General features: G+C 52.6%; 11 protein-coding genes. 4 read left to right on the forward strand and 7 right to left on the reverse strand.

What is annotated here, in order from left to right:
• Positions 1-70: 70 nt before the first annotated feature.
• Positions 71-739: a hypothetical protein gene (locus COHPA_RS0110165; RefSeq protein WP_027086070.1), complete on the reverse strand. Its 669-nt coding sequence runs from the start codon at positions 737-739 to the stop codon at positions 71-73.
• A 77-nt stretch (positions 740-816) separates the two neighbouring features.
• Entirely contained in the window at positions 817-2859 is a 2043-nt protein-coding gene (locus tag COHPA_RS24385; RefSeq protein ID WP_027086071.1) for an ATP-binding protein, read from the reverse strand.
• Between the two features lie 180 nt (positions 2860-3039).
• Between COHPA_RS24385 and COHPA_RS0110175 the strand changes: the two genes are divergently transcribed.
• The gene (locus tag COHPA_RS0110175; RefSeq protein WP_027086072.1) at positions 3040-3921 is read left to right on the forward strand and encodes an aldose epimerase family protein; all 882 of its coding nucleotides are present in this window, start codon (positions 3040-3042) and stop codon (positions 3919-3921) included.
• Positions 3922-4053: 132 nt separating this feature from the next.
• On the opposite strand, the gene COHPA_RS0110180 is transcribed toward COHPA_RS0110175, so the two are convergent.
• Together COHPA_RS0110180 and COHPA_RS0110185 are read right to left on the reverse strand one after the other, a co-directional pair.
• A complete protein-coding gene (locus COHPA_RS0110180) occupies positions 4054-4488 on the reverse strand; it encodes a hypothetical protein (RefSeq protein WP_027086073.1) in 435 nt (144 codons plus the stop codon).
• A gap of 479 nt (positions 4489-4967) precedes the next feature.
• Positions 4968-6470 carry a DHA2 family efflux MFS transporter permease subunit gene (locus COHPA_RS0110185; protein WP_027086074.1) on the reverse strand — a complete coding sequence of 501 codons (1503 nt, stop codon included), beginning with the start codon at positions 6468-6470 and terminating at the stop codon, positions 4968-4970.
• 222 nt (positions 6471-6692) lie between these two features.
• Here COHPA_RS0110185 and COHPA_RS0110190 point away from each other — a divergent pair, with 222 nt between their 5' ends.
• Positions 6693-7295 carry a TetR/AcrR family transcriptional regulator gene (locus COHPA_RS0110190; RefSeq protein ID WP_027086075.1) on the forward strand — a complete coding sequence of 201 codons (603 nt, stop codon included), beginning with the start codon at positions 6693-6695 and terminating at the stop codon, positions 7293-7295.
• 68 nt (positions 7296-7363) lie between these two features.
• Here the strand turns inward: COHPA_RS0110190 and COHPA_RS0110195 are convergent, their stop codons facing one another.
• Complete coding sequence (locus tag COHPA_RS0110195) at positions 7364-8032, reverse strand: phosphatase PAP2 family protein (protein ID WP_027086076.1); 669 nt, start codon at positions 8030-8032, stop codon at positions 7364-7366.
• Between the two features lie 48 nt (positions 8033-8080).
• Complete coding sequence (locus COHPA_RS0110200; RefSeq protein ID WP_027086077.1) at positions 8081-9928, reverse strand: sulfatase-like hydrolase/transferase; 1848 nt, start codon at positions 9926-9928, stop codon at positions 8081-8083.
• 171 nt (positions 9929-10099) lie between these two features.
• Here COHPA_RS0110200 and COHPA_RS0110205 point away from each other — a divergent pair, with 171 nt between their 5' ends.
• Entirely contained in the window at positions 10100-10396 is a 297-nt protein-coding gene (locus tag COHPA_RS0110205; RefSeq protein ID WP_027086078.1) for a hypothetical protein, read from the forward strand.
• Here COHPA_RS0110205 and lplT read toward each other — a convergent pair.
• Positions 10372-11583, reverse strand: a complete 1212-nt coding sequence (gene lplT, locus COHPA_RS0110210) for a lysophospholipid transporter LplT (RefSeq protein ID WP_027086079.1) — start codon at positions 11581-11583, stop codon at positions 10372-10374. The two genes, COHPA_RS0110205 and lplT, sit on opposite strands and share 25 nt — an antisense overlap.
• A gap of 226 nt (positions 11584-11809) precedes the next feature.
• Between lplT and COHPA_RS0110215 the strand changes: the two genes are divergently transcribed.
• Positions 11810-12613 carry a (2Fe-2S)-binding protein gene (locus COHPA_RS0110215; protein WP_027086080.1) on the forward strand — a complete coding sequence of 268 codons (804 nt, stop codon included), beginning with the start codon at positions 11810-11812 and terminating at the stop codon, positions 12611-12613.
• Positions 12614-12634 lie beyond the last annotated feature (21 nt).

The raw sequence follows: 12634 nt of genomic DNA on the forward strand, positions 1-12634 counted from the left end.
ATGGTAACCGATATTATCTCTCCGGTCAAACGAATAACGACCGCCCCCGGAAGGACGGTCGCATCGCATGTTATTGAAACTTATTCGGGAACTGCTTTACGATCCCTGTAGACAACGTATTGGCATACTTGATCAGGTGATCTTCGCCTTTATCGAATGCGGCGATGTCCGCTTCCCAATCCTTGGCGAATCTGGCTTTCGCTTGCGCCGCCACGAACTCCAGATGACGCTCCCATATCGCCTTCAAATCCTGATAGGTCCAGTTCGGATTGATCCCGCTCAAGTAGCGGGCGATGTCGTCGGCGTTCTTGTACCAGTCCTTATTGATTTTCTCGGCATCGGCTTGGTTGCCGCTCTTCAGCGCGTCTATTAGTTTGCCCGCGAGAACGATATGTTCCGTGAGCAAGCTTGCATACTTGTTGCCGACGTCTTCTCCGTAGTAAGGCTTGATCGCATTACCGATATCCTGTTGGTTGCGAAGCAATCTTGCCAGCACTTTATCTTTATCTTCCATGCCGGCAATCGCGCTCACTATGTACTTATGCGTCCAATTCCCATGGTCGATCCATAGCCGCTGCATGTCGCATTTAAACTTCGCCATCGGCAACGTTAAACCCGGTCTCGTCTTTTTCGCCAATTGCCATTCGTCTTGCGCCGCTTGTGCCGCCGTTGCCAGAGGCGCCGCGCAGAGCGCGATGCTCATCCCCAGCAGCAACGTTCTCCATAACTTGATTCTCATTCGATCGACTCCTTCGGAATTTCTGGTTGGAATGTCCCGTACTATCATGGACAATTCTTCGCCTTTCATTCATCAGGTTAACCGACCCGAAGCTCTTCGGCAGGACCTTCGACAGGCAACCTCACGCTGGCGACCGTACCTTGATTCGGCAGGCTCGTAAAGGTCAGCGCTCCCCCGTGAGCTTGAATGATCTTAAAGCACACGGTCAATCCGAGCCCGGTGCCGCTTTGTTTGGTCGTATAGAAGGGTTCTCCCAGTCTCTTGATGACTTCCTGCGGAATTCCGCCCCCTTGATCCTCCACTTCGATGACGACGTATCCCGAACGGTCATGCCATGCCCGTATGTGCAGGTTGCCGCCGTCCGGCATCGCTTCGATCCCGTTCTTCATCAGATTGATCAGAACCTGTTTGATCTGATTGATGTCGCACCGCACGTCGGGAAGATTCTCGCTCCGATCGACATGTATGCTCACGTTCGTAATAATCGCCTGAGACTCCATGATCGGGATAATATCCCCAAGCATCCTGTACATGCAGGACGGAACGATCGCCTTCCATTGGTTCGGCTTGGACAGAAGCACGAACTCTCCGACGATGTAGTTAATCCGTTCCAGTTCGACGAGCATCATCTCGTAATAATTGCGATTGCGGTCGGCGTCCTTGTACAGCAACTGCGTAAAGCCTTTGAGAGCGGTCAGGGGATTGCGAATTTCGTGCGCGACGCCTGCCGCCAGCTGGCCGACGACCGAAAGCTTCTCCGAGCGAATCAACAGCTGCTCCGACATTTTGTTCTCGGTCACGTCCAGAATCGTCCCGGATATGGCCGACTTGCCTTTGTAGTAAGCGGAATACGCCTGCAACTCCAAGAAGATTTCGGTGCCGTCCTCTTTGCAAGCCGTGACGCGCAGCCGGGCGGAGTAACCGCGCTCGTTCAACGTCGGGAATTCCCGCTTCAGACGCTCGCGATCTGCGGGAATAATAAAGTCGGCCAGCGGCCTGCCTAGCATCTCTCCGGCATCGGTGCCGAATATGAGCACGGCATGGCGGTTTACGTAAACCAACTCGCCTTTTTGCTCGACGAATACCCCGATAAGCGAATTTTCCACGAAGTTGCGATAGTTCACCCCCGTCTGTTTCAAGGCGATATCGACGGTTTCCAACTCCCATATTCCAACCGACAGCCGGACGGCCAGCAACACGATCGTAAGAATGGCGCCGACGCTGACCGGCGTGAACTTGCCTAGCGTGCACACGATCGCGATCAGAGCGATGCTGGCCAATACGATGGTGCCGTACCGTCGCACCAAGTGCGAAGCCCGCGAGGTAGGAGCAACCCGAATCTCGTTGAAATTCCTTCCGATAACCAATAGCGGCGTGATCCCGATCAGAATCGAGCCCATGAACCAACTCATGTCCGAGATCCAAGACCATTCCCCGTTATCGGAGAGAGGCGCAAAATATAAAATCGTCGTATTGCCGATTTGTCTTAAAATAAACCCGGCTATAAACGTCAGGCTAGCGGCCATGCTAGGCGAGCGTCTGCCATTGTTCATGCTTAAGTAGATCAACAGGAGCACGATAACCGCGTTAAACGAGGCGTTCAACTTGCTTATCCAGAGGAAGTAGTCCGAAAGCTCGTTTTCCAATACGTCCGGAATAAATTGGATTTCCCAATATAAGGTAGATGCAACCATTGAAAAAAGCAGCATGTCGAGTACGAAGATGAGCTTGGAGCGCTTGGTGCGAAACGGGTCCAAATATTGATGATAGAGTGCGGCAACGTAAAAAAAATGCTGCCCTACCCAGATCCATTCGGGGATACCCATGAAATTGGGCTCGGTGTTACGACTATAAGTTCCGCACGTCCAGATGGCTAACGCTAGCGTGTTTACAACAAAACCGAGCCCATAGAACTTTAAAAATTTGGCTTCCTTATCGGAGGAATAGTACGCATACATAATGACCACGGCCGAGAACAGCGACGCCGCGGTTTGCAATACATTGTTTACCATTAAGCCTTCGAAGCCTTCTTTACGCCAAACGCCCGGCCATAGGAAATAGGCCGCGACCATGGCGAGTCCGATCAGGAAAGGGATTAGAAAGGGTTTTCTAATCGTCAAATTCTCACGCCTCCGCTCAACTATTAAATGAGAATAATTACCTTATTTTATAAACATTCCATTTCAAACTCACATTTCCTTCATGTGATTAATTAATAATTACTCATCTCATTTCGGCAGACGTCATTCCATTGCTGTTATAATGACGAATGATGAATTCATTCACGCGGGAGGATCGACATGCGCGACCAAGCGAACTATGCCATAAACACTTTCGTCGACGGTTATCCGCTTTACGAACTGACCGACGCCGCGACGCGATCCCGAGTCGTCTTCTGCCCCGAACGCGGCGCGATCGTGACCCATTGCCGGTTGCAAGACCAGGAACTCCTTTATCTTGACCGAGAGACGTTCTTGAATCCGCAGGCGAATATACGCGGCGGAATTCCGATTCTGTACCCGATCTGCGGACAACTGGCGGGCGGGCAATACGAATGGAACGGCGCCGTCTATGCCATGAGGAATCACGGCGTCGCCCGCATAAAGCCTTGGCAGGTCATCGAGACGGGTACGGACGACGGCGCATACGCCACGTTCTCTCTCCGCAGCGACGAAGAGACTTTGGCGTCCTATCCGTTCGCGTTCGAACTTCGCTTTACGTACCGCCTTAAGGACGGAAAGTTTACGATCGAACAGCTCTATTCGAACGGCTCGGACGAGCCGATGCCGATGGTTGCGGGGTTCCACCCGTACTTCGCCGCGGACGGCAAACATCTCGCCTACGAGACGGACGCTGCGACGATACTGGACTATAACGACAATAACGAAAAACCGTTTCATGGCGCACTCGATTTGCAAGGCCGCGTCGAGTCCGTCGCTTTGCTCGATGCGCGTAAACCGGAGGTCGGTTTTCCTCTCAACGGTAAAGGCGGATTCGTGCGAATGACCTACAGCGAGGAGTTCCGATACGTCGTCTTATGGTCCATCGAGGACAAGCCGTTCGTCTGCGTGGAGCCTTGGACAGCGCTGAACGAAGCGCTGAATCATAAGAAGGACTTGCTTCTCGTTAACCCCGGGCAGCCTCTTCGCCTCCAGTTAACGATCTCGTACGAGCAACGCTAACACAACAAAACCCTCGGTCAGCCCCGTGCCTTTATAGCACCGTAAACCGAGGGTTTTCTATTGGCGGTCTAATCCGTAAGCTGAAGCTTATTGTATAATACTATACACGCATTCTTGAATTTGGCAATCTAATCAGAACACCGCCGTTCTCTTCTCGGTGTTGTTGTACGAAGAGGCGGAATAGCGGGAGAGCGCGAAGCCTGCAACGACGTAGATCGCCGCTCTGACATAATGCGCAAGCCCGAGCGATTCGAAGGGAAACAGCGTTACGAAAGCGTACGCCCACATCGCGTAAGGAAGAAGTCTAATGTCCCGGGAAATGAGCGTCAACCAAAAACCGGCGAAGAAAGAGTAATACGCCAGCAGATCGAGCGGAAAATCGTAAAACAGGTTGTGCAGCGTATCATAGCTTGACGGAGAGACGAGCTCATACAACAACTTTCTCGCGAAAAGCACGCATACGCCGCCGAACAGCAAGTGCAGGTGGATCGGCATCAACGTTTTTACGAAAGGCACCTGAACCAACCATGCTCTCAATTCTCGGATCAAAGCCGCAAATTGCCGCATGCGAACGCCTCCTCGATGAAAATGAACCTTCGTCGGGCTCGAACTGACTCACCCTCTTGCGGTACCGGTTGGTAATATATACAGCGCAGCCGCGTTCGACATGCATGATAACAATAAGCCTGCAAGAGACAAATCTCGCAGGCTTGTACGCAAACGGTCCATTTTGTTAATGAATTACTTTTCATTTACATTTTCAGTTCAATACCGTATAATAAGATTTCGTAGAAGCAAGTAACCCTCAGGTTTTTCCTCTTTGGGCAATATTCCTCCGTTTACCAAAGCAAACACAATCCTTTATGAAGATCGGCTGCTGGAAGGAAACACGAATTCTCACTGGCGCGGCCTAGGAGCCGCAATGACGATGGAGAGGTAGGGCCGTCGTTGTGTTCGTGCAAGTGAATTCAGGAAGAATCGCGCGGTTGCGCTACAAATAATCAAGGCCCCCGACAGACCGAGTCTGCGGGGGCCGTCCAATTTATTTAGCCTACCATCGCATGAAGATCCGCGGATCGCTTCTCTTCGCCTTCAATTGGTTTAGGTTTCGATAGCATAAGGCCGAGTATGCCGCCCGCTACCGCAACGAAGATCAAGATAAAGAACGTATGACCGAAAGCGTCGGTATAGTCGGCGAGCTCCGGACGCGCGCCCTGCCCTTTGTCTGTCATGATGTTATTGAGCTTCGTCGCGTAAATCGTCGTAAGCACGGCTACGGCGAATGACATCATGACTTGCTGCGCCGCGTTCGTCAAGGAAGTCACGCGTCCGACCAGGTTCGCCGGAGCGGATTGGATCAGATGGTTATTGAGCGGCATCATGAACAAGCCCATCCCTGCGCCCAGCATAGCGAGCGGGATCATCACCATGATCAGGCTGTCGCCCGCCGATAGGTTCGAGAGCAGGAAGGCAGAGCCCGTCGTCAGGATCATTCCCGCGATAACGAGCGGACGCGCGCCGATCTTATCGGACAGCTTGCCGCCGATCGGCATGAATAAGCCCGAAGCGAGCGCCTGCGGAAGCATGATCAGCCCGGTTTCGAGCGGCGAATGGCCGAGTGCGCGCTGCAGATACAGCGGTACAAGGAACATCGTCCCGAACATGGCGATCTGCGACACCCATTGCACGACAATCCCTTTCGAGAAGTTGCCCGAGCCGAATACGCGAAGCTCAAGCAGCGGATTCTTCCTTCTCAATTCAACGATGATGAACAGGACCAGAGCGATCAGACCGATGCCGATCCCGACAAGCGTATCCGTATTGCCCCACTTGGATTCGCCGGTGATTTCGTCGATGCCGCCCTTGGAGACTCCGAACACGAGCGCCGCGAAAGCGAGCGGTCCAAGGATCATGCCCAGCGAATCGAGAGTCGCGACCGTCTGGCGCCCAATGTTAGGCAGCGTGCGGATGCCGAAATAGATGCCGATGACGCCGATAGGGAGATTAACTAAGAAAATCCACTGCCAGGACGCGTGTTCGACGAATGCGCCCGCGATCACGGGGCCAAGCGCCGGTGCCAGCAGAATCGGGATGCCCATCATCCCCATGACGATACCGACTTTGCTTGGCGGAGCCAATCGATAGATGAACGCCATCGCGATCGGGATCACCACGCCGCCGCCGAGACCTTGAATAATCCGGTAAGTAATCAGCATCTCCACGTTGGTGGCGAGCGCGCACAAGAGCGACCCGATCGTGAACATGCCGATGGAGATCAAGAATATACGCTTGGCGCCGAATCGGTCGGACAGCCAGCCCGCCAGCGGAATGACCGCGGCTTGCGCCAGCGCGTAACCGATAACGGTCCATTGAACGACGGAGTAATCGGTCAGCTTGAATTCGACGATCAGCTTCTCGAGAGCGACGTTAACGGCCGTACCGTCCAGTATAACCATGAAAATACCGACGATGATGGCAATCAAAGGAGCGATAATGCTGCGCAGCGATGCATCCTCCGAGGGTGCTGCCGGTTGTGTTGCAGATGACATAGTAAACCTCCTATCCATGATTAGAGCGCACGACCGCCGTCTCTCTCGCCTGTTCGTTGACCGCTCTATTACGGACGCGATACAATACAGACACGGACGCTATTCTCGGTAGCTCTCTTAATTAAACGGACAATTGTCCGCTTAATCCAAATGTTACCGCACGTACGTTTGAGAGTCAATACGAACACAACGTTATTTTTTTGTGCGAGGAGAGGTGTCAACATGTCCTGCCGACGTGAGCGCAAAGACGCGATCGAGCATCGCAGACTCATTCTGCAAACGGCTCAATCCCTTTTTAACCAGCATGGCGTTCATAGCGTAAGCATGCATCAAATCGCCAAGACAGCAGGCGTAGGACAAGCGACCTTATACCGCCGTTATGCGCATAAAGGCGACCTGTGCAGCGAATTGCTGCAAGATTTCAGCGAGCAATTGATCGAACAATTCAAGGCTTATTTAAGAGACCATACTCGCCTGAGCCCCGTCGAACGGCTGGGCGGATTGCTGAACAGATGGATCGACGCGATCGAAGAGAAAGCCGATCTGATCGTCGTTACGATGGAAGCGAAAATCATTTGCGACGACACGCGAGGCAATTTCTTCCACACCCCGTTGTATAAGACGCTAAGAGAGCTAATATCGGGACTGCTGGCCGAGATGATCGGTCCCGAAGTTTCCAACCTGATCGATACGAAGCTAACCGCGCATGCGCTTATCTGCTCGATGTCGCCGGCGGGATACTTCCACATGAAGCAGGAATTCGGCTATACGCCCGAGCAGATCAAGCAAGGTTACCTTCGAATGTGCCAATTATCCGTCCGTTAAGGCATGGTTACTCATAAAGAAGCCCGTCACGCCGGAGATCGCTCCCCGCGGTGACGGGCTTCTTGTCTTTATGCTTCGTACGTGCTTCTTTGACGCTGTTTGACCGTTCTGAACGACCGCTCGAGCAGAATGATCAGCGGAATGACGAGCTCCACGAGCAGAATGGCCGCGAGCGCGTCCATAATAACGTGTTGCTTCACGAACAGAGTGGACATAATAATGATGCTGGACATCCCCGTGATCAGGATCATGTTCCACTTGTTGCGGAACGAGCTGGTCCACAAAATCCTCATCACCATGTAGCTGGAGAAGCAGTGGATGCTGGGAAAACAGTTAAACGGCTGGTCCCGATTATAGATATACCGCATCAACGCGGCGAACGGATCGTTGCCGGTTACTTCCGGACGCGGCACCGTCGTCTGGAATACGGTGTAGATCATGTAGCAGATCAGAGCGCAGACGATATAAGTCAGCAGCCCGCGGTAATAGGCGTTCGGTTCCTTGAAGAAGAAATACACGAGGCAGACGTAAATATAAAAGATCCATATGGAATAAGGCAGCGCGAAATATTTGATGAACGGAATCGCGTGATCGACGCTCGTAATCAACAGCGAAGCTTCCTGGTCCGGCAACGGACTATTCGTCATGGCGTACATCATGCCGAGGAACGGGAAGACGAGCATCGACAAGAGCGGCGCGTACCTTTTCCAATCGATCGATTGCAACTTCAGTTTCAATGTTGTTACCCCCTTGTTTCTATCCTTCTAATCTCTCTACGGTTCGGTTCAATCGTGATTCGGAAGATTTCCGACGTAGCTATCGCACAGTCTGAGCAGCTCCAGCGCCCGATTGAATTCGTCCTCGGTCGTATCCGCGCCGTTTGGCTTCGCGCCATCGAACGGATAAACCGTGCCGTCTTCGTAATCGTAGCCCGGAACGAAAATACCGTTATTGTTGACGAACGAACCGGAAGGCAAATAATAGCGCTGCGGAAGCAAGTTATCCGTCTCGTTGAGCAAATCTTGACCGAAATGAATGTGGTCCTTAAGCGAGACGCCAAGCAAATTCGCGATCGTCGGGAAAATGTCCACCTGTCCGCCCGTCTGCTCCAGCACCTTAGGCTCGGTAATTCCCGGGGCAGCGATGACAAGCGGAATGTTGAGCATTTCCGAGATGCCGTACGGCCGACCGTATATTTCCTCCATCAGCTTCTTCTCATGATGCGACAGCGTATAAAGCGGCAAGCCGAGATGATCTCCATATATGACGAACACGGTCTTGTCCCATAGCCCGTTCTGCTTCAGCTTATCGAAGAATTGTCCGAGCGCGTAATCCGCGTAATTCTCTGCTTGGATATAGTCGCCCACGAGCGTATCCTCGTATCGTTCGGGCAGCTTAAAGCTGACTTTGCGCTCCGGAATATCGAACGGATGGTGGGCGGACATCGAGATCAATTGCGCATAGAACGGTTTGCCGCTTCGGCTCATCTTCAGCAGCTCATCCGCCGTTTTGTCGTAAAACACTTCGTCCGACGATCCGAAGAACACGAGGTCTTCATCCCCGTAATAGGACGCATCATAATATTTATCGAAGCCGAGCGCTTTATATAACTCTTTTCGATTCCAGAACTGCACGTCGTTCGTATGAAACGTGGCCGTCTGATAGCCGTTGGCGCTTAACACTTTAGGCATGCTCGGCAGCGCCGCGTTGCCGTAATCTTGCGAAGCGGCGCCGTGCTGCGGAATGTAGAACGACGTATTCACGACGAACTCGGCGTCCGACGTGTTGCCCTGGCCGACTTGCTGATAGAAGTGCGGGAAGTAAAAGTGCTCCTTCATGAGCTGATTCAATACCGGCGTAACTTCTTGGCCGTCGATCTTCGCGTCGAGCAGGAAGTTCTGGAACGCTTCTAATTGTATAATGACGACGTTCTTATCCTTCGCTTGCCCCCAATACAGAGGCGCTTGCGGGTTGCCGAGCTTCTTAAGAGCGGATATCGCTTCCGGCGTCACCAGACTCGGATCCCCCAAATCTTGGCCCACGCTGGCGACGATCGCGTTCGCTTCATAGTTGATAATGCCCATGTTCTGCGCCTGATTCAGCTCATTGATGGTGTCCCGATGCACCCATATGTTCGCGATGCTGGCCGCCAGCGTTACGCCGAAAATCGCGGAAACGATAACCTTCGATTCCCGCACGGCGAGAGATTTGCCCCACGCGCGGAATTTACGGTTGAACATCAGCAGCAGGAACGCGACGATATCCACGAATATAAACAGGAAGTACGGATGCAGCAGCGACATCACGCTGCCTCTGACCTCCGTCACTTGACCTACTTGTTGGAGCGCATGATAAGTTACGATAACTCCGAAATATTTGAAATACATAATGACAGCGAAATAGATGCTCGTCAGCAGCAGGTTAACCGTCAAGTACCAGCCGAATTTTCGGCGGGGCGAGAACCATTCGATCAACGCGAAGAACACCCAGACGGAAGGAATGTCCGTGATCAGCGGAAGCCAGTAGGAGCTCTCGTTGAAAACGACGATTTTAACCAAATAAATTTTGAACAACATAATTATCGAGAAAAACACAAACGGCTTAGACAGCCATCCGCCGACTCGTTCACGCAATCCATCCACCTCCGTGACCTCAATATTATAGCGAAACGGTATCGCGTATGAAAGTATATCTCATAGGAAACACATCTAAAGGTTGGTTATCCCTATCATTCGGATATACGATAAATTGGCTAAAGAAAACGGCGTCGCGTATAATGTTGTAAAAATGAAAGGGGCAACCCCATGGCCATCGCCTATTCAAGAGATTACGACCGCATATTGGACGATTTAGTAAACGCGATATCGACCGTCCCGCAATTCTACGAAGCGTTCGAGATGGACATAAGCGACTGGAATAGTCTGTCCCAAGACGAGCGCGACGTGTGCGTCCGCACGCTTGCCGACGATTTATTCTACGTCCTCGGCTCGGAGCCGTCCACAGACGTAGGTCTAGGTCGGGCGGAATACGATGCCTCGCACTCCATGATTAAAGTATTCGCGGGCTCCGGACTCGTTCACGTCGTTTCCTTGCGCGAATAAGTCGCGCGGATCGTCCCGAACTGCGTGGACAAATACAAGAGGAACAACGTCAGTACGCAACCCATGCCGATAACGGCCCAATTGACCGACATATCCATCTCGGTAAGGAACAAGTAAATGCCTAACCCGACGACCGTAATGGCGTTCTCCACGAAATTCTGAACCGCGATCGTCCTGCCGGAGCCGATGGCGGTTTTGCCTTCTTCTTGAAGCATCGTGTTTAGCGGAATAAGGAATATGCCCCCCATAACTCCCGTAATAAAGAGCAGCGATACCGTGAACGCTACGTGATGCGTGAAGCTTGCGGCCATCACCGAGGCCACCATGACGATCCCGTAGAAGAACGAGCGATACAGCTTGCCTTCCGGCACGAGCTTCGGAATCAACACCGCGCTCACGACGACCCCGAAAGCCGTCGCGCCGATAATCATCGATTGCTCGTCCGTATCCTCGATGCCGAGATTAACGGGAAGCCACGCGATGAGCGCAATGCGCAGTACAGCCGCGGTAACCCAGAACGCGCTCGTGCCCAGCAGAGAAAATTTTCCCCTAGGGTTGCGGAACAAGATCGTCATATCGCTGAAAAATTGGCCGGCGGACTTCTTGTAATCGATATTCGGATTTCCGGCTTTGGCCGGGATAAGCAGCGTCATCGCCAAGGACAGCAAGTAGATGAACAGACAGACGAGAATCGCCGGCAAATCCGAGTTGGCCGCCAGTAATCCGCCGGCAACGGTACCGGTCAATATCGCGAAGATCGTCGAGCCTTCTACCCAAGCGTTCGCCCTCAGCAGCTCCCCTTCGGATTTCGTCAATTCCGACAGAATCCCGTATTTGCCCGGAGAATACACGACCGCGCCGATCCCTACGAAGAAATAACACAGCACGGGCGGAACGCCAAACAACAACAGGAGTATCCCCACGGACTTAAGGGCGTTGCCGAGCAACAGTACGCGCGACTTCGCCTTCTTATCCGCGAAAGCTCCGACGAGCGGCGCAAGCAGCACATAGGCGCATAGAATCGCCATTTGGATGTACGTAACAACCCCGTCCGGATTGTCCACCTCTTGTCTATTGACCATCCCCACCACGAGGAAAAAATTCAAATTATCGGAGAACGCGCTTAAGAATTGTGTCCATACGACCGTATTCAATGGCGATAGTTTCTTTCTAAGTCCTTGCAGCACGACAATGTCCCGCCTTCCATGAACTAACAATCTAAAGATCCGCGCACACTTGTCCGTCCCATATTATACTCTTTCCCTGAGACTTAGTCCCTAGTTCTTTTGCTTTTTTACCGAACCTTTAAGTGACCCGTCGGCGTTATCTCGACATTGACTTTCCCCGGCCGTGGCGTTATTGTTAGTTTATATGTGATAATGATTCTCATTCTTATGGCCAGGCGGGATAACGATGGATTTAACTTTCATGGAGAAATATTGCCATATATCGACGCATGGCGCGGATCAACCCGCTTATACGGTGTCCGCGAACGAACTCATAGATGATCCTGCGGTCATGAGAGATTTGCTGGAGCGGAGCAGCGTAGTTCTCAAGGCGATCGGGATGGAGCTTCCCGTATCGTTCCTGGGTCTTGCAGCCTTCGGACTAGCCTCGACGAAACAGTTGATGATGTCCCAGTACGACCGCGTGCTCGACTTATCGCCGGCAAACTTGACCGTGCAGCTCGTGATGCATAACGAATATGCCCAGATCGTATTCAAGCTGCATGAGCTGAAGTGGACGGAGCTCCCCGCGGGGACGCCATGCGAGAGAGAAGCCGCCGTCGCGCAAGAATGGGAACGTTACTTCCGGTACGAGTTCAATCCGCTCATCGAGAGGATTGCGGTTGCCGGGGGCTTGAAGCCCGACCTCATCTGGAATCAGTTCGGCACGCGGGCGGCGTTCATGATGGATTTCATTCGCGAGAATACGCCCCAAGGTCCGAAGCGTAGGCGGATCGAGGACGATTTCGAACAACTGGCCGGATTGCCGGCAGCTACGTTCAACCGCAAACGCGGCAATCCGTTCGACCATAAGCCCGTTTACCTCGATAGTCCCTATAAACCGGGGACGAAAACGATGATTCGTTCGTCCTGCTGCATGTATTATCGTCGCGAGAACGGGGTTAAATGCTATAACTGTCCGCTCTTGAAAGATGCCGATCGCGCGCAGCGCAAGCTTGAAATCGAAGCTGGGCTGGCTCAGAAAGCGTAACGCGCCTATGGTTCATGGCTC

The organism is Cohnella panacarvi Gsoil 349, assembly GCF_000515335.1.
Lineage (GTDB): Bacteria > Bacillota > Bacilli > Paenibacillales > Paenibacillaceae > Cohnella > Cohnella panacarvi.